The following is a 16,975-nucleotide window of genomic DNA, read 5'->3' as shown; positions in this document are numbered from 1 at the left end:
AGGGGAGAGGGAACCGATCGAGCCCAGGGGTTAGGGTGTGGGCACCCAAAACCCCTCACAACACTGCAGCCACGCCTGCGCGCTCTGCGACAAATAGACCCCTTCACGCCAGATCATGCCCAGTTGCCAGTGCAGATCGCTCTCCAGTGGGATCCAGCGCAGCGTGTTTTTATCCAGACGCTCGCAAATCGGCTGCGGCAGAATGGCAATCCCCACGCCGGCCTGCACCATCGCCGCCAGGAAATCCCACTGTCCGCTGCGTACCGCAATGCGTGGCTTGACGTTATGCTGGTTAAACAGCGTCATCAGCTGGCGGCTGAGAGCGAAGTCTTCGTTGTAGATCAGCAGAGGATGCTCGCCGAGCAGTTCAGGCTTCACCGAGTCTAACTTCAGCCAGTCGCCGGAGCGGGGAACCAGCACGCACAGCGGGTGGCTAAAGAGCGGAAGCGTCGCCAGGCCGCTCTCTTCCTCAACGGGGAGGGCAGTCATGGCCACGTCGAGCTCGCCGTTAGTGACGGCCTGCTGGACGGTTAACCCACCAAACTCCGAGATTTTCAGCTCTACGCCGGGATAGCGCTGGCGAAACAGGCTAATCGGCCCGGCCATCATCATCCCCACCATCGGTGGAATGCCGAGGCGAAGCACTCCTTTGGTCAGATGATTAATATCGTCCAGCTCTGCTTTCAGCTGGCGGAACTCCGCCAGAATCGCCAGCCCACGCTCGAACACCACGCGTCCGGTGTCGGTCAGCAGCAGCTTGCGCCCGTCGCGGATCAATAGGGTACAGTTCAGTTCATCTTCGAGGTTTTTCAGCATCTTGCTGATGGTGGGCTGGGTAACAAACAACTTCTCCGCTGCGCGGGTAAAACTTTGCTGACGAACCACTTCGACAAAATAGCGCAGCGTTCTTATGTCCATGATTATTCCTCGAAACTATACCTGTGATGATTTTAATTCATTTCAGTCCACACCGTGCGCTCACTATACTGGCGCCTCGTCTCATTTTTGAGGAAAACCCCCATGGCCGTGGCGTTAAGCCGTGTTACGCCTGCCGTTGTACAACGACTCCAGGTCCCGGTTCAGGTACTACTCTACGCGGGACTGTTTGTTTTCGCCGAATATCTTGTCGGCTGGCTCCACCTGCCGCTGCCTGCCAACCTGGTGGGGATGCTGCTGATGCTGACGCTCATCCTCTGTCGCGTAATCCCCCTTAACTGGGTGCGCGCCGGGGCGCGCTGGCTGCTGGCGGAGATGCTGCTGTTCTTTGTCCCTGCCGTGGTGGCGGTGGTGAACTATGCGCAGCTGCTGATGGTGGACGGCTGGCGAATCTTTGCGGTCATCGCGCTGAGTACGTTGATGGTGCTGGGGGCGACCGCCTGGGTTGTGGATAAAGTGTACCGGTTTGAAATCAGCAGGCACAAACATGACTAACTTTCAGATCAGCGTCCTGTGCCTGATCGCGACGCTTGGGATCTACTTTGCCAACAAGCGGCTGTATCGCCGTTTTCATGCCCTGCCGCTGATGCCGCTGGTCTTCACGCCGATCCTGCTGGTGCTGATGCTGGTCTTCGGCCATATCTCCTGGCAAAACTATATTGGTGAATCCCACTGGCTGCTGTGGCTGCTCGGCCCGGCGACCATCGCCTTTGCCGTGCCCGTTTACGACAACCTGGCGATTATCAAACGCCACTGGATGTCGCTCAGCGCAGGCGTGATTACCGCCACGGTGGTCGCGGTCTGTAGCTCCGTCTGGCTGGCGCGGCTGTTTACGCTGCCCGACGAAATTCAGCGCAGCCTGGCCGTGCGCTCGGTGACCACGCCGTTCGCGCTGGCGGCGGCTAAACCCCTCGGCGGACAGCCGGACCTGGTGGCGCTGTTTGTGGTGGTGACGGGCGTCTTTGGGATGGCGGTGGGCGATATGCTCTTTCTGCGGCTTTCTATTCGGGAAGGGATGGCCAAAGGCGCGGGGTTTGGCGCGGCGTCGCACGGCGCGGGCACGGCACGTTCCTATGAGCTGGGCCAGCAGGAGGGCGTTGTCGCGAGCCTGGTCATGATGCTGTCGGGCGTGGTAATGGTGCTGGTTGCGCCGCTGGTGGCGTGGGTGATGTTTTAAGCTCCCCGGCCAGAATGACCGGGGAGAAAGGCTTAGTGCGCGCGGCCCTGCTCAACACCGAGACCGGTTTGTGAACGGATAAACTGGGCGCGGAATTTCTCACGCTCCAGGTTACCCTCCGGCGAATTGTCGGTGGCCGAGAAGACCCAGATACCGATAAACGCCACGGCAATAGAGAACAGCGCCGGGTATTCATACGGGAAGATGGCGCTTGCGTGACCGAGGATCTGCACCCAAATGGTTGGGCCCAGAATCATCAGGATCACCGCCGTCAGCAGCCCCAGCCAGCCGCCAATCATCGCCCCACGGGTGGTCAGTTTCGACCAGTACATGGAGAGCAGGATGATCGGGAAGTTACAGCTGGCCGCAATCGAGAAGGCCAGCCCCACCATAAAGGCGATGTTTTGCTTCTCGAACAGAATGCCCAACAGAATCGCCACGACGCCCAGCACCAGCACGGTGATTTTCGAGACCTTCAGTTCATCGCGCTCGCTCGCGCCTTTGCGGAAGACGTTGGCGTAGAGGTCGTGCGACACCGCCGACGCGCCGGCCAGCGTTAAACCCGCAACCACCGCAAGAATGGTGGCGAAGGCCACGGCGGAGATAAAGCCGAGGAACAGGTTGCCGCCCACCGCGTCCGCCAGATGCACCGCCGCCATGTTGTTACCGCCAATCAGCGCGCCCGCCGCGTCTTTAAACGCCGGGTTCGCCCCCACCAGCATGATCGCGCCAAAGCCGATGATGAAGGTCAGAATATAGAAGTAGCCCATGAAGCCGGTAGCGTAGAAGACGCTCTTGCGCGCTTCACGCGCATCGCTCACGGTGAAGAAGCGCATCAGTATATGCGGCAGACCCGCGGTACCGAACATCAGGCCGAGACCAAGCGAGAGTGCGGATATAGGGTCTTTCACCAGCCCGCCCGGGCTCATAATGGCTTCCCCTTTCGGGTGGACCGCCATCGCTTCGGTGAACAGGTTATTGAAGCTGAAGCCAACGTGCTTCATCACCATAAAGGCCATAAAGCTGGCGCCGAACAGCAGCAGAACGGCTTTGATGATCTGCACCCAGGTGGTGGCGAGCATGCCGCCGAACAGCACGTACATCACCATCAGCACGCCCACCAGCACTACCGCGATGTGGTAGTTCAGGCCGAACAGCAGTTCGATCAATTTACCCGCACCCACCATCTGCGCAATCAGGTACAGCGCCACCACCACCAGCGAACCGCAGGCGGAGAGGGTGCGAATCGGTCCCTGCTTCAGGCGATACGAGGCCACGTCGGCGAAGGTGTAGCGGCCCAGATTGCGCAGGCGCTCGGCAATCAGGAACAGAATGATCGGCCAGCCGACGAGGAAGCCGAGAGAGTAGATCAGGCCGTCATAGCCGGAGGTGTACACCAGCGCGGAGATCCCGAGGAACGAGGCGGCGGACATAAAGTCACCCGCAATCGCCAGCCCGTTCTGGAAGCCGGTAATGTTGCCGCCTGCGGTGTAGTAATCGTTACGGGAGCGCACGCGTTTCGACGCCCAGTAAGTGATATACAGCGTCAGCACCACGAAAATCAGGAACATCACAATCGCCTGCCAGTTGGTTGGCTGGCGCTGTACCTCGCCGGTAATCGCATCTGCCGCGTGGGCGGCAAAGGGAAGCGTGGCGGCGAGCGCCGTCAGAATTCTCTTCATGATGCTTTTACCTCTTGCAGTACCGCTTTATTAAGGCGATCGAATTCACCGTTCGCGCGCCAGACGTAAACGCCGGTCAGCACAAATGAAATCACGATGACGCCAATGCCAATCGGAATACCGCGCGTCACGCTGGTGCCCTCGTGCAGCGGGGTGCCCAGCCAGTGCGGCGCAAAGGCGATCAGCAGAATAAAGCCGACATAGATAATCAGCATGATGATGGAAAGGGTGAAGGCAAACCGTTGCCGCTTATCGACGAGCTCCCTGTAGTGCGCACTATTCTCTATCTGCTGACAAATATGGTCATTCATCACAGAGTCTCCAAAGGTAAGGTTGGTTTGTTTTTATCCCCTCTCCCCTATGGGGAGAGGGTGAGGGGAGAGGGAGAAAACACTAGGAAGGCATTGCGATGGCCTGCTTCTCTTCGAGCAGTTTTTCCACCACGCCAGGATCCGCGAGCGTTGAGGTATCACCGAGGTTGCTGGTGTCCCCTGCCGCGATTTTGCGCAAGATACGGCGCATGATTTTGCCGGAGCGGGTTTTCGGCAGCGAGTCGGTCCAGTGCAGCACGTCCGGCGTCGCCAGCGGGCCAATCTCTTTACGCACCCAGTTGCGCACCTCAGCATAGAGTTCTGGCGACGGCTCTTCCCCGTGGTTCAGGGTGACGTAAGCGTAAATTGCCTGGCCCTTGATGTTGTGCGGAATGCCGACAACGGCGGCTTCGGCAATCTTCGGATGCGACACCAGCGCAGATTCAATCTCCGCGGTGCCCAGACGGTGGCCGGAGACGTTCAGCACGTCGTCCACGCGTCCGGTAATCCAGTAATATCCATCTTCATCACGGCGCGCGCCGTCGCCGCTGAAGTACATGTTTTTAAAGGTCGAGAAGTAGGTCTGCTCGAAGCGATCGTGATCGCCAAACAGGGTACGCGCCTGACCCGGCCACGAGTCCGTGATCACCAGATTGCCTTCGGTGGCGCCTTCCTGCGGGTTACCTTCGTTATCCACCAGCGCAGGCTGCACGCCGAAGAACGGACGGGTTGCCGAGCCTGCTTTCAGCTGCGTGGCGCCCGGCATTGGGGTGATCATAAAGCCGCCGGTTTCGGTCTGCCACCAGGTGTCCATGACCGGGCATTTCTCGTTGCCGATTTTCTTCCAGTACCACTCCCAGGCTTCCGGGTTGATGGGCTCACCCACGGAACCGAGGATGCGCAATGAAGAGCGGTCAGTGCCTTCGATGGCTTTATCGCCTTCCGCCATTAATGCGCGGATCGCCGTTGGCGCGGTGTAGAGAATATTGACCTGATGCTTGTCGACCACCTGACACATCCGCGCCGGAGTCGGCCAGTTCGGTACGCCCTCAAACATCAGCGTCGTTGCGCCACAGGCCAGCGGGCCGTACAGCAGGTAGCTGTGTCCGGTAACCCAGCCCACGTCGGCTGTACACCAGTAGATGTCGCCCGGATGGTAATCAAAGACGTATTTGAAGGTGGTGGCCGCGTAGACCAGATAGCCGCCGGTGGTGTGCAGCACGCCTTTCGGCTTACCGGTCGAGCCGGAGGTGTAAAGAATGAAGAGCGGATCTTCTGCGTTCATCTCTTCCGGCTGATGCTGGTCGCTCGCCTTTTCAATCAGGTCGCTCCACCACAGGTCACGCCCCTCGTTCCAGTCGATTTTGCCGCCGGTACGCTTAAGGACGATAACGTTGCTGACCGTTTTGACGTTCGGGTTTTTCAGCGCTTCGTCGACGTTTTTCTTCAGGGGGATTCCGCGTCCGGCGCGCACGCCTTCATCGGCGGTGATCACCAGTTTTGAACTGGAATCGACAATACGGCCCGCAACCGCTTCTGGTGAGAAACCGCCAAAAATAACGGAGTGGATCGCACCAATACGCGCGCAGGCCAGCATGGCTACCGCCGCTTCCGGCACCATCGGCATATAGATAGCGACCACATCGCCTTTTTTAATGCCTTTTTCCAGCAGGACGTTGGCGAAGCGGCACACGTCGCGGTGCAGTTCTTTATAGGTAATGTGTTTGCTCTGGGAGGCATCATCGCCTTCCCAGATAATCGCCGTCTCGTTTCCGCGCTCGGCAAGGTGACGATCAAGGCAGTTCGCCGCCAGGTTCAGGGTGCCATCTTCAAACCATTTAATGGAGACATTGCCGGGCGCAAAGGAGGTGTTCTTCACCTTCTGATAAGGTTTGATCCAGTCAAGGATATGACCCTGCTCACCCCAGAAGGTGTCCGGGGCGGTGATAGATTGCTGATATTTCTCGTGGTACTGCTCCGGGGTGATCAGGCAACGGTCCGCAATATTTGCGGGAATGTCATGTTTGTGTATTTGGCTCATGGCTTTTTTTCTCCTTGTAAGATGTTAATAATATGTCGCAAAAACGTTAATTGTAGGGGCTTTACAAGCTTTGTTTATTATTTGGGCTGCAGATCACGCATTGTTTGAAGAGTATGAAAATTGAGCGAATGAATCTTTGAAGGAAAATAATTTATGCTGACGATTATTCACATTTATGTTTAAAAAAGCGTTTTTATAACAAAAGGTTATTTATCAGAATTAGAACAAACTGCCGTCATCGTCGCTTTTGTGAGTGAAACGCGTCGTTCTTTAAGGCTTGCGCAACAGGTCGCGCAAATGATACTCATACGCCGCGTTAAAAAATCCCATAAACCAACGCAACACAATTCATACTCTTTCAGTATGTCTCCATATTCATGCAGTTTGAGTGAATAAGGCGCTTCATTGAGGAAGTCAGTTTCTATGAAAAACGTTAAAGTCAGCCTGGCCTGGCAGATCTTAATCGCCCTTGTGCTGGGCATCTTGCTGGGCAGTTACCTTCACTATCACAGCGACAGCCGCGAATGGCTGATTGCGAACCTGCTCTCACCGGCAGGGGATATCTTCATTCATCTGATCAAGATGATTGTGGTTCCGATTGTGATCTCGACGCTGGTGGTCGGTATTGCGGGCGTCGGCGATGCGAAGCAGTTAGGTCGTATTGGTGCAAAAACCATTATCTATTTCGAAGTGATCACTACGGTTGCGATCATTCTTGGTATCACTTTGGCGAACGTGTTCCAGCCGGGTTCCGGGATCGATATGTCGCAGCTGGCAACGGTGGATATTTCGAAATACCAAAGTACGACCGCTGACGTGCAGAGCCATGCGCATGGCCTGATGGGCACAATCCTGTCGCTGGTGCCGACCAACATCGTGGCGTCGATGGCGAAGGGCGAAATGCTGCCGATCATCTTCTTCTCGGTACTGTTTGGTCTGGGGCTCTCTTCTCTGCCCGCGACGCACCGTGAACCGCTGGTGACCGTGTTCCGCTCTATTTCCGAGACCATGTTTAAAGTGACCCACATGGTGATGCGTTACGCGCCGGTAGGGGTGTTTGCGCTTATCGCCGTCACCGTGGCGAACTTCGGTTTTGCCTCCCTGTGGCCGCTGGCGAAGCTGGTGATCCTGGTGCACTTCGCCATCCTGTTCTTCGCACTGGTGGTGCTGGGCATCGTGGCGCGTCTGTGCGGGCTGAGCATCTGGATCCTGATCCGTATCCTGAAAGATGAGCTGATTCTGGCCTACTCCACGGCAAGCTCTGAGAGCGTGCTGCCGCGTATTATTGAGAAGATGGAAGCCTACGGCGCGCCTGCCTCTATTACCAGCTTCGTGGTGCCGACCGGTTACTCCTTTAACCTGGATGGTTCGACGCTATACCAGAGTATCGCCGCTATCTTTATTGCCCAGCTGTACGGCATTGACCTGTCGCTGTGGCAGGAGATCGTCCTGGTACTGACGCTGATGGTGACGTCTAAAGGTATCGCAGGCGTACCGGGCGTTTCGTTCGTGGTGCTGCTGGCGACGCTGGGCAGCGTCGGCATTCCGCTGGAAGGTCTGGCCTTTATCGCCGGTGTGGACCGTATCCTCGACATGGCGCGTACGGCGCTGAACGTGGTGGGTAATGCGCTGGCGGTGCTGGTTATCGCCAAGTGGGAACACAAATTCGATCGTAAAAAGGCGCTGGCGTATGAACGCGAGGTGCTGGGTCGTTTTGATAAGACTGCTGACCAGTAATGTAACGTTGTCTTCCCTCTCCCCTTTGGGGAGAGGGTTAGGGTGAGGGGATTTTATTCCCCGCTCAACGCATCAAACTCTTCGCACCCCGTATCAAACCCTTCCGTACAGCTCAGGTTCAACCAGTACAGTGCTTTCTGTTTATTGGGCGTGATAAAGCCTTTCTCACCCTGCCTGAACAGCATCCCAGCCCAATACTCGGCATAGCCGGTACGCGAAAGGGCTGAACTCCGCTTGAACCAGGAGGCAGCCTGCACGTCATCCTGCGCTACCTCGCCGCCGTTGGCATAAATCAGCCCCAGGAGCAGTTGGGCATCGACCGCAGAGTCGCTGTCGATATCTTCGGTCGCCGTTTGCAGCAGTCTGATGGCCTGGGAATAGTCAGTTTTCCCCGCCTGAGTATTCACCAGAATGCGCGCCAGCATGATCGCACCGCGTTTGCTGCCAGCAATGTTTGCCTGTTGGGCCAGGGCTTTGGCCTGTGCGTAATCACCTTGCGTAAAGAGGATTTGCGAGAGCAACCCCATGGCGTCGACATCGCCGCCTTTCGCGGCTTTCTCGGCCCACAGCGCGGCCTGCTTGCTGTCGCCGGAGCTGAAGTACGTATCGGCAAGATAATACTGGGCGCGGGCATCGCCGGCTTCCGCCTGTTTCCGATACTGGCTGCCTATCTCATCCGCGCGGGCAAAGGACGTTAAAAACAATAACAACAGAAAAATGGCTTTCATGGATTCTTATCATCTGGGTACACGCCGCGCAGTATAATCGCGGGCGCAAAAGAAAAAAACGGGTGCATTAAGACCTCAGCATCCTACAAGCCGGGCGGAACCGTTGTTCCGCCCGTAGAGATTAGCCTGGGTTGCAGGCTAATTTAGCCGCCACCTCCTGATGCTCACTCTTTATTGAAAACTCGCAGAGCTTACCGCGAGTAATAAAGGTAAAGATCACTATCGTCAGGCAAACAATAAAGACGATGCCTAACGCAGTTTTTAATGGCGTCATGCCTTTTACTCCTTGTCAAAAAAAGAATAAGAGGCTACTCTCAACCTGTTGGTAGTTGAGGGAGTAGCCTCGGGTAAATGAAAATTTCCCGGGGCTTTCCACTTTCTGTCCCTCAACAATGCTCAAGACAGAAAGTCTTAAGCACCCGCCGCATATCTTATCTCTCTGAATTAAAATGCAAAGATGTAATTGTATTCTGCGTAAATTACATTATTTCTGCGAGCCGCTTTACAGAATAATAATTTCTATTTCTTATGAATTAATGGGAAATAAAAAGGGAGTGAATATATCACTCCCTTTATTCAACGATCAATTAACGGCTCTAACCCATTGCGCTTTCGCGCAGTCGGGCTTTTAGCTTGTTATATTCCTCTATCACGTATTGTTCCGCCGCGTGCTGATCCACAATCGGCTCAACGTTGACGGCACAGTATTTATACTCCGGCGTTTTGGTTATCGGGCTTAAGTTCTCCGTCACCAGCTCGTTGCAGGCACCAATCCACCACTGGTAGGTCATATAGACCGCCCCTTTGTTCGGGCGATCGCTGACCTGCGCGCGGGTGATGATCCGCCCTTTGCGCGAGTTCACCCACACCAGGGCTTCGTCCTCAATACCAAGGCGTTCAGCATCTGCGGTGTTGATTTGGGCATAGCCCGGTTCGTCCGCCAGCGCGGCCAGCGCGGCGCAGTTACCGGTCATTGAGCGGCAGGAGTAATGGCCCACTTCACGTACGGTGGAGAGCACCATCGGATACTCGTCGGTGAGTTTATCGATCGGCGCGACCCAGTCGCAGGTGAAGAACTGCGCCAGCCCGTTCGGGGTGTCGAATTTCTCCTTAAAGAGATAGGACGTCCCTTGATCGGCCTCCGACTCATCCCGGCACGGCCACTGGATGTACCCCAGCTCACCCATTTTTTCATAGGTGGCGCCGTAGAAGTCCGGACACAGGCTGCGCAACTCGTCCCATATCTCCTGGGTGTTGCTGTAGTGCATCGGGTAGCCCATGCGGGTGGCGATTTCGCTGATGATCTGCCAGTCCGTTTTCAGATCCCACTTCGGCTCGACCGCCTTAAAGAAGCGCTGGAAGCCGCGGTCCGCCGCCGTGTAGACGCCTTCATGCTCGCCCCAGGAGGTCGACGGTAAAATCACATCCGCCGCCGCCGCGGTTTTGGTCATGAAGATATCCTGGACAATCACCAGCTCCAGATCCTCAAACCCTTTACGCACTGCAGAAAGCTCGGCGTCGGTCTGAAGCGGATCTTCACCCATGATGTAGGCCGCACGCACTTCGCCATGCGCCGCGCGGTGCGGCAGCTCGCTGATGCGATACCCGGTGTGTTCCGGCAGGCTTTCCACGCCCCAGGCCTTCGCGAACTTGGCGCGGTTTTCCGGGAACTTCACGTACTGGTAGCCCGGATAAGTATCCGGCAGCGCGCCCATATCGCAGGCGCCCTGCACGTTATTCTGACCGCGCACCGGGTTCACGCCAACGTGGGCCTTGCCAAGGTTTCCCGTCAGCATCGCGAGGCTGGTCAGGGAACGCACGGTTTCCACGCCCTGGTAGAACTGGGTCACGCCCATGCCCCAGAGGATGGCGGCGGTTTTCGCCCCGGCATACATCCTGGCCGCCTGACGAATCTCCTGCGCGCTGACGCCGGTGATCGCTTCGACGGATTCAGGCCTATAGCCCTCGACTATTTTCTTATACTCTTCAAAGCCTTCTGTACGGGTCGCGACAAACGCCTGGTCGTACAGGTTCTCCTCAATAATGACGTGCCCCATTGCGTTCAACAGCGCGATGTTTGAGCCGTTTTTCAATGCAATATGCATATCCGCAATGCGCGCGGTTTCAATTTTGCGCGGATCGCAGACGATGATTTTCGCCCCATTCTGTTTAGCGCGAATAACGTGGTTCGCGACGATAGGGTGAGAATCCGCCGGGTTATAACCAAAGATGAAGACGAGATCGGTATTATCTATCTCGTTGATGGCATTACTCATTGCGCCGTTACCGACCGACTGGTGCAGACCTGCAACCGATGGGCCGTGTCAGACGCGAGCGCAGCAGTCGACGTTATTGGTACCAATAACGGCGCGCGCGAATTTTTGCATCACATAGTTGGTTTCATTTCCCGTCCCGCGGGAAGAGCCGGTGGTCTGGATGGCATCCGGGCCATACTTGGCCTTGATGGCGCTCAGGCGCGTGGCGACGTAATCCAGCGCCTCGTTCCAGGAGACGGCTTCCAGCTTGCCGCCGCGCTCGCGGCGGATCATAGGGGTTTTCAGGCGCGGGGTAAGGATTTGGGTATCGTTAATAAAATCCCAGCCGTAGTAACCTTTCAGGCACAGCGTGCCCTGGTTGGTTTTCCCCTGCGCGGCCTCCGCCCGGACGATTTTGCCGTTATCGACCACCAGGTGGATCTTGCAACCTGAGGCACAATAAGGGCAAACCGTGACGACTTTTTTCATCAGTCTGCTCCAGTTAATCGAATCGTTCGCACCCACTATGCAGCTTCTATGCCATGTTTTTTGTATGGGTATCCCCTGACTTTACGGCCCATCCGGGGTGAAAACCCTGACAAAAAGCAGCCAATCGTCAAAATTGACGTGTCGACAGGGCGGCGGATGTGACATGGGTTGAATTTCCGTCACTGAAAAAACCTTTTGACTGGAGCCGACGGCAGAATAGTTCAGAATTAACATAATCCCCTGACGGAAGCATACGATGAAACCGGCGATTCTGGTGGTTGATGACGATACGGCAGTCTGCGAACTGCTTCAGGACGTGCTGAGCGAGCACGTCTTTAGCGTGCTTGTCTGCCATAACGGCCAGGATGCACTTCGCCGGGTACAACAGGAGCCGAATATCGCGCTTGTGCTGCTGGATATGATGCTGCCGGATATTAATGGCCTGCAGGTTCTGCTGCAGTTGCAAAAGCAGCGTCCGGCTCTACCGGTTGTGATGTTAACCGGGCTGGGCAGCGAGTCAGACGTGGTGGTGGGGCTGGAGATGGGGGCCGACGATTATATTGGCAAACCGTTTAACCCGCGCGTGGTGGTCGCCCGCGTGAAAGCGGTGCTGCGCCGTACGGGCGTGCTGGCTGCGGAACCCTCCGCAGCGCCTGTCGCGGGCATTGCGTTTAACGGATGGACGCTTGATACCACCCGCTGCGAGCTGAGCGATCCGCAGCGTAATCCCGTCCCCTTAACCCAGGGCGAGTATGGCCTGCTGCTGGCGCTCACGCAGAATGCCCGTCGGGTGCTAAGCCGTGACAGGCTGCTTGAGCTGACCCACAGCGAAAGCGCCGACGTGTTCGACCGCACGATTGACGTGCTGATCATGCGCCTGCGCCGGAAAATAGAGGCTAACCCGCATCAGCCTGCGCTCATCAAAACCATTCGCGGACTGGGTTACGTGTTTGCCACCGACGTGAGCCGGCCCGAACAGGCAGCATAAGGCTTACGTTATCGCCGGAACAATGATGGCGGCAAAAATTGCGATGATGCACAGATACTTGAGGGCGTAATAGGCCTTACGGTTTCTTTTTTTCAGACGCTGCCCCCGCTCGCGGCCCGCATGAACGTATTTAAAAATGCGGTTTATGCCGCCGGTGCTGTCATTTTCGTCATTCGGTGAGCTGGCTGCAGACATCAGCGTGGTCCCCACCCAATGGTTAACCGCCTGCGCCCAGCGCCATTTCATCGGACGCTCAATATCGCAGAAGAGAATAATGCGCGTTTGATCCGATTTATTCTCTGCCCAGTGGACGTAGGTCTCATCAAAAATAACGGCTTCACCATCCCGCCAGCTGTGGCGCTGCCCGTCGACTTCAATAAAGCAGCGGTCGTCATTCGGTGTGAATAACCCCAGATGGTAACGAACCGAGCCCGCATAGGGATCACGATGCTTGCCAAGCTTTGCACCCGCCGGCAGCTCGGCAAACATGGCCGCCTTCACCGAGGGGATTTCACTCACCAGCCGGGTCGTCACCGGGCATAAAGACTGCGCGGAGGGATGGGCATCGGCATACCATTTCAGGTAAAACCGTTTCCAGCCGCGTTTAAAAAAGGTGTTAAAGCCAGCGTCGTTATTATTTTCCGCCGCCTTAATATGGTGCTGCAAACGCAGCGCCTCTTCGCGAATAACCAGCCAGTTTTCCGTCAGCTTATTTAATTCCGGGAAGCGCTCTGTTTCAAAGAAAGGCTGCCTGGCGGGCAGGGAAGAAAACGCCGTCATAAACATATTGATGGGCGCCATAAACGTCGAATGGTCGAAGAGCTGACGGGAAAGCGTCTGTTTTTCTTTGCCGCGGGAATGCGCATAAATAACGCTGATAATGAAAATACCGATGATGATGACTGCGAACATTTTTCCCTTGTCCTCTTTCTATCTCATTTCGGAAAAGCGTGCGGACAGAGTGCTGCCCACGCCGAATATGCCAGATGGAGAGAGTGTAGTTCGGGAATATAAAATTCATAGAACTGTAATGAAAAATCGCAATTATTGTTAAATTAAATGCTCTCGCGAATAAACGCCTGCAGCTCGGCCAGCGTTTTTGCGCCGTCAATCGCATTGGCGGCCAGCAGGCTTGCCCGCGCGCAGGCGTGCGCCAGATAAATACTCTCTGTTAGCGGGAGCGATTCATGGCAGCCGTATAAAAAGCCCGCGCAAAAGGCATCGCCCGCGCCGACGCTGCCGATAATCTCTTCCTGCTCCAGCATCCATGACGGGATCCAGCGACCCTCTTCACCGCGAGCTTCTCCCCATGCGCCTTCCGGACAGTGGATCACCACCCGCTGGCGTACGCCGGCCGCCAGCAGCTGCGCCGCGGCGTCCGCGATATGGGCAATGTGCGGGGCGTCGTTTTCGTCACGCATTGTCAGGCCGCTAAACTCACCGGCCTCCAGCTCGTTAATCACCAGATAGTCGAGATGGCGAAGGGCAGGGAGCACCAGCGGCTGATAGCGCGGGTCGCCCTTGCGGGAAACCAGATCGAGCGAGGTTTCATACCCCTGGTCGCGCATCTGCGCCAGCAGCCGCGCGCTGCGGGTGCCAAATTCGTCATCGGGCATATCCAGGCTGTCGAGCAGCAGGAGATAGCCGAGATGGAAGATCTTCATCGATCCGTCTAAGCGATCGAAGGCGGGAAGATCCAGCAGGCGGTTGGCCCCGGGCGAGTGGAAAAAGGTGCGCTGTCCGCTGGGGTCGGTCATCACCTGCGACATGGAGGTTGGCGCAAAGGTGGTGCGCTGTACGCGCTGGCGGTTGACGTGGTACTGGTCGAGCATCGCCAGAATGTAGTCCCCGTCGCCGTCTTCGCCAATCAGCCCCACCGCCTGCAGCGGCAGGCCAACGTGCATTTTTGCCAGCGTCAGCAGGACGTTGAGCGGCGCGCCGCCGGTTGAGCGTTCGCTGTGGGTGATTTCCGCCAGCCAGCCGCGCTCCGGCCACTGCACGATCTGGTGGACGTGGTCCACCAGCATATTGCCTGCGGCGATGATGCCTTTACGTTCCATTATACCTGCCCCGCGCTGCCGAAGATGCGCATCTGTTCGGCGACCGTATCCGTAATCGCCTCTTCTATCCCCAGCAGCAGCTCGGCAAACTCGTCGTACAGCGGCTGGCGGTTAGCCATGCGCTGCTCCACGGCGGCGAGCGCGGCCTGCGACATCCCGGTATAGAAATTGATTTTATGAATGCCCAGCTCAATGGCGCGGCGGAAGTCAGCATCGCTAATCCCGGAGCCGCCGTGTAAAACCAGCGGCAGCCCCGTCTGCTGGCGAATGGCGTCCAGGCGCGGGAAATCGAGCTTCGGCTCGCCTTTATACTTGCCGTGCGCGTTGCCGATGGCGACGGCCAGCGCGTCGATGCCGGTTGAATCAACAAATTCGCGCGCCAGCTGCGGATCGGTGAAGAAGGCTTCATCCGCATGTCCGTAAAGCGCGCCGCCTTCATCGCCACCGACCGCACCCAGCTCCGCCTCCACCGACACGCCGACCGCGTGGCACATTTTCACCACTTCCCGCGTCTGGCGGATGTTTTCCTCGTAGCTCAGCGTAGAGCCGTCGAACATCACCGAGCTGAACCCTAAGCGCAGGGCGCGCACGACGGCGTCAAAATGCAGGCCGTGGTCGAGGTTGAGCACCACGGGAATATCGTGACGGGCGGCTTCGAACTTAACCGCTTCGACAAGAGAATCCAGCGACACGTACTTAAAATGCACTTCGGCGATGTTGATGATAAACGGCGAGCGTTCCTGTTTTGCGGCGGCGAACAGCGCGCGCAGGAAGTGGGAGTCGAGCACGTTAAACGCGCCCAGCGCGTAGCGGTGCTGTCTGGCGTGCGCAAGACCGTCGGCAAGAGAAATTAATGGCATTATTTACCCCTTATATCCGAAACAGGTTGTACTCGTTGCACAGCACCAGCAGCGCCGGTTCGTCTTCTTCGATGTTGTTATAGCGGGCAACGGGCTGCAAAAAGTGGTTGTCGTGTTCATCGTCATTGACCGAGGACACTTCCCCGACCAGCACGTCACCGAAGCCGCGTTCGCCCCAGAAACTGTGGTAAAGACCGGGCGTCAGGCAGATGCTTTCCCCTGGTGTGAGGCGTAGCTGGCTGCCGGGCGCGTGGGTCTGACGGCAGCCGTCGACGGTGACCGTCACGTCGGTGTTTTCCGTCTCTTCATGCGCCCCGGCATTCCACAATTCTACAATCAGGTTCCCGCCGCCCCGGTTGATGATGTCTTCGCGCTTGCGCCAGTGAAAATGCATCGGCGTGACCTGGCCGTCTCGAACGTGCATGATTTTTTCGGCATAGCATTTTTCATAAGGTACGCCGTTGGGCGAGCCGTTGCGCAGGGTAAACAGCGTCAGGCCCTCTGCGGCAAAGCTGTTGCCGCCGAACGCCGTCACGTCCCAGCCGAGCCTGAGATCGAACACTTCCTGCCACGCGGCCTGGTCAAGCTGCTGCCATTTTGTTGGCGGAAAGCTGGCAAAAGGCGGGAGATGCACGTCGTGCATGGAAAAGAACTGTCGCGTGTGGCCGAGAATTTCATTGATGTCGGAGCGTTTCATGGGGACTCCTTGAAAACAGTTCCCTCTCCCTGCGGGAGAGGGAAAAGGATCATTTAACCGTCCACCCCTTATACGTGCCGACGTTCTTTTTATCGATCATCGTCACCGGGATCAGCACGGGCTCTTTCGGCGCAGGTTTGCCCTGAAGAATGTCATAGCCGATCTCCACCGCTTTTGCCGCCATAACCTGCGGATCTTGCGCCGGGGTCGCGACAAACAGGGAGTTTTCGCGCTTCAGCGCTTCCTCACCGTCCGGGCTGCCATCCACGCCGACAATAAAGAACTCATTGCGCTGCGCCTGCTTCGCGGCCAGATCGGCGCCGATCGCGGTCGGATCGTTAATCGCAAACACGCCGTCGATCTTCGGATTGGCCGCCAGCAGGGAGGTCATGACTTCCAGGCCGCCTTCACGACTGCCTTTGGCGTTCTGGTTATCCGAGAGCACCTTGATATCCGGATGTTTCTTGAACTCTGTCTGGCACCCTTCCACGCGGTTTTGCACCGCTGAGACCGGCGGCCCGTTGATGATCACCACGTTGCCTTTCCCTTTCAGGCGGTCAGTAATGTACTTACAGGCCATCTCACCCGCCTGGGTGTTATCGGAGGTGATGGTGGCATCAGCCCCTTCCGCCGCGACGTCAACCGCCACGACCACGATCCCGGCGTCCTTCGCGCGCTTCACCGCCGGGCCGATCCCTTTAGAGTCCGCGGCGTTGAGGATGATCATGTCCACCTTCGCGGCGATGAAGTTGTCGATCTGCGCCACCTGCTGGCCCAGATCGTACCCGCTGGAGACCAGCGTCACCTTGACGTTATCCCCCGCCAGCTTGCGCGCTTCCAGCTCGGCACCTTTGGTGATCTGCACGAAGAACGGGTTGGCCAGGTCACCCACCGTCACGCCAATGGACTTCAGATCTTTTGCCTGCGCAAACGGCGTTGCGGCAAGCAGCGCGCCAGCACAGAGCGCGGTTACTAAGGGTTTCAAACGCATCTTGTCTTCCTCACTCGTAGGGT

At 57.0% G+C, this 16,975-nt stretch carries 16 protein-coding genes; 4 read left to right on the top strand and 12 right to left on the bottom strand.

Features of this window, described 5'->3' with window-relative positions:
- Positions 1-30 precede the first annotated feature (30 nt).
- Positions 31-918: a LysR family transcriptional regulator gene (locus LRM19_RS19125; protein ID WP_252093660.1), complete on the bottom strand. Its 888-nt coding sequence runs from the start codon at positions 916-918 to the stop codon at positions 31-33.
- Between the two features lie 102 nt (positions 919-1,020).
- On the opposite strand from LRM19_RS19125, the gene LRM19_RS19120 reads away from it, so the two are divergent.
- Both LRM19_RS19120 and LRM19_RS19115 read left to right on the top strand, forming a co-directional pair.
- On the top strand, positions 1,021-1,431 hold the full coding sequence (locus tag LRM19_RS19120) for a CidA/LrgA family protein (protein ID WP_021242769.1): 411 nt from the start codon (positions 1,021-1,023) through the stop codon (positions 1,429-1,431).
- Positions 1,424-2,113, top strand: coding sequence for an LrgB family protein (locus tag LRM19_RS19115; RefSeq protein ID WP_024906731.1), 690 nt, complete (start codon positions 1,424-1,426; stop codon positions 2,111-2,113). The genes LRM19_RS19120 and LRM19_RS19115 overlap by 8 nt, the downstream gene beginning before the upstream one ends.
- A gap of 32 nt (positions 2,114-2,145) precedes the next feature.
- Here the strand turns inward: LRM19_RS19115 and actP are convergent, their stop codons facing one another.
- The 3 genes from actP to acs all read right to left on the bottom strand — a co-directional run bounded on the left by actP (position 2,146) and on the right by acs (position 6,147).
- Positions 2,146-3,795 carry a cation/acetate symporter ActP gene (actP, locus tag LRM19_RS19110; protein ID WP_021242771.1) on the bottom strand — a complete coding sequence of 550 codons (1,650 nt, stop codon included), beginning with the start codon at positions 3,793-3,795 and terminating at the stop codon, positions 2,146-2,148.
- Entirely contained in the window at positions 3,792-4,106 is a 315-nt protein-coding gene (locus LRM19_RS19105; protein WP_008503396.1) for a DUF485 domain-containing protein, read from the bottom strand. The genes actP and LRM19_RS19105 overlap by 4 nt, the downstream gene beginning before the upstream one ends.
- Positions 4,107-4,188: 82 nt before the next feature.
- The gene (gene acs / locus LRM19_RS19100) at positions 4,189-6,147 is read right to left on the bottom strand and encodes an acetate--CoA ligase (protein WP_271369636.1); all 1,959 of its coding nucleotides are present in this window, start codon (positions 6,145-6,147) and stop codon (positions 4,189-4,191) included.
- 423 nt (positions 6,148-6,570) lie between these two features.
- On the opposite strand from acs, the gene gltP reads away from it, so the two are divergent.
- A complete protein-coding gene (gltP, locus tag LRM19_RS19095) occupies positions 6,571-7,884 on the top strand; it encodes a glutamate/aspartate:proton symporter GltP (protein WP_024906735.1) in 1,314 nt (437 codons plus the stop codon).
- A 53-nt stretch (positions 7,885-7,937) separates the two neighbouring features.
- Here the strand turns inward: gltP and LRM19_RS19090 are convergent, their stop codons facing one another.
- From LRM19_RS19090 to fdhF, 3 genes are all read right to left on the bottom strand, one after another.
- The gene (locus tag LRM19_RS19090) at positions 7,938-8,612 is read right to left on the bottom strand and encodes a tetratricopeptide repeat protein (protein WP_271369635.1); all 675 of its coding nucleotides are present in this window, start codon (positions 8,610-8,612) and stop codon (positions 7,938-7,940) included.
- 121 nt (positions 8,613-8,733) lie between these two features.
- A complete protein-coding gene (locus LRM19_RS19085) occupies positions 8,734-8,886 on the bottom strand; it encodes a Hok/Gef family protein (RefSeq protein WP_045909184.1) in 153 nt (50 codons plus the stop codon).
- Between the two features lie 322 nt (positions 8,887-9,208).
- The gene (gene fdhF / locus LRM19_RS19080) at positions 9,209-11,356 is read right to left on the bottom strand and encodes a formate dehydrogenase subunit alpha (protein WP_271369634.1); all 2,148 of its coding nucleotides are present in this window, start codon (positions 11,354-11,356) and stop codon (positions 9,209-9,211) included.
- Positions 11,357-11,612: 256 nt separating this feature from the next.
- On the opposite strand from fdhF, the gene LRM19_RS19075 reads away from it, so the two are divergent.
- Positions 11,613-12,344: a response regulator gene (locus LRM19_RS19075; RefSeq protein WP_115876903.1), complete on the top strand. Its 732-nt coding sequence runs from the start codon at positions 11,613-11,615 to the stop codon at positions 12,342-12,344.
- Between the two features lie 3 nt (positions 12,345-12,347).
- Here LRM19_RS19075 and lpxO read toward each other — a convergent pair whose 3' ends face one another.
- From lpxO to LRM19_RS19050, 5 genes are all read right to left on the bottom strand, one after another.
- Complete coding sequence (lpxO, locus tag LRM19_RS19070; RefSeq protein ID WP_023293507.1) at positions 12,348-13,256, bottom strand: lipid A hydroxylase LpxO; 909 nt, start codon at positions 13,254-13,256, stop codon at positions 12,348-12,350.
- A gap of 143 nt (positions 13,257-13,399) precedes the next feature.
- Complete coding sequence (locus LRM19_RS19065; protein WP_025912337.1) at positions 13,400-14,404, bottom strand: carbohydrate kinase family protein; 1,005 nt, start codon at positions 14,402-14,404, stop codon at positions 13,400-13,402.
- Positions 14,404-15,264 (bottom strand): ketose 1,6-bisphosphate aldolase, encoded by an 861-nt coding sequence (locus LRM19_RS19060; protein WP_248175492.1) that lies wholly within the window; start codon positions 15,262-15,264, stop codon positions 14,404-14,406. Before LRM19_RS19060 ends, LRM19_RS19065 begins: the two co-directional genes overlap by 1 nt.
- A gap of 10 nt (positions 15,265-15,274) precedes the next feature.
- Positions 15,275-15,961, bottom strand: a complete 687-nt coding sequence (locus tag LRM19_RS19055; protein ID WP_133293599.1) for a D-lyxose/D-mannose isomerase — start codon at positions 15,959-15,961, stop codon at positions 15,275-15,277.
- A gap of 49 nt (positions 15,962-16,010) precedes the next feature.
- Positions 16,011-16,952, bottom strand: a complete 942-nt coding sequence (locus LRM19_RS19050; protein WP_126817613.1) for an ABC transporter substrate-binding protein — start codon at positions 16,950-16,952, stop codon at positions 16,011-16,013.
- Between the last annotated feature and the right edge of the window lie 23 nt (positions 16,953-16,975).

Origin of the sequence: Enterobacter sp. PI-10 (assembly GCF_027947695.1) — a bacterium.
GTDB classification, from domain to species: domain Bacteria; phylum Pseudomonadota; class Gammaproteobacteria; order Enterobacterales; family Enterobacteriaceae; genus Enterobacter; species Enterobacter vonholyi.
This window is presented reverse-complemented; position numbering and strand designations above follow the sequence as displayed.

Coding starts and splice junctions, on each gene's coding strand:
- LRM19_RS19125 (WP_252093660.1), bottom strand. CDS start 918: ATGGACATAAGAACGCTGCGCTATTTTGTCGAAGTGGTTCGTCAGCAA.
- LRM19_RS19120 (WP_021242769.1), top strand. CDS start 1,021: ATGGCCGTGGCGTTAAGCCGTGTTACGCCTGCCGTTGTACAACGACTC.
- LRM19_RS19115 (WP_024906731.1), top strand. CDS start 1,424: ATGACTAACTTTCAGATCAGCGTCCTGTGCCTGATCGCGACGCTTGGG.
- actP (WP_021242771.1), bottom strand. CDS start 3,795: ATGAAGAGAATTCTGACGGCGCTCGCCGCCACGCTTCCCTTTGCCGCC.
- LRM19_RS19105 (WP_008503396.1), bottom strand. CDS start 4,106: ATGAATGACCATATTTGTCAGCAGATAGAGAATAGTGCGCACTACAGG.
- acs (WP_271369636.1), bottom strand. CDS start 6,147: ATGAGCCAAATACACAAACATGACATTCCCGCAAATATTGCGGACCGT.
- gltP (WP_024906735.1), top strand. CDS start 6,571: ATGAAAAACGTTAAAGTCAGCCTGGCCTGGCAGATCTTAATCGCCCTT.
- LRM19_RS19090 (WP_271369635.1), bottom strand. CDS start 8,612: ATGAAAGCCATTTTTCTGTTGTTATTGTTTTTAACGTCCTTTGCCCGC.
- LRM19_RS19085 (WP_045909184.1), bottom strand. CDS start 8,886: ATGACGCCATTAAAAACTGCGTTAGGCATCGTCTTTATTGTTTGCCTG.
- LRM19_RS19075 (WP_115876903.1), top strand. CDS start 11,613: ATGAAACCGGCGATTCTGGTGGTTGATGACGATACGGCAGTCTGCGAA.
- lpxO (WP_023293507.1), bottom strand. CDS start 13,256: ATGTTCGCAGTCATCATCATCGGTATTTTCATTATCAGCGTTATTTAT.
- LRM19_RS19065 (WP_025912337.1), bottom strand. CDS start 14,404: ATGGAACGTAAAGGCATCATCGCCGCAGGCAATATGCTGGTGGACCAC.
- LRM19_RS19060 (WP_248175492.1), bottom strand. CDS start 15,264: ATGCCATTAATTTCTCTTGCCGACGGTCTTGCGCACGCCAGACAGCAC.
- LRM19_RS19055 (WP_133293599.1), bottom strand. CDS start 15,961: ATGAAACGCTCCGACATCAATGAAATTCTCGGCCACACGCGACAGTTC.
- LRM19_RS19050 (WP_126817613.1), bottom strand. CDS start 16,952: ATGCGTTTGAAACCCTTAGTAACCGCGCTCTGTGCTGGCGCGCTGCTT.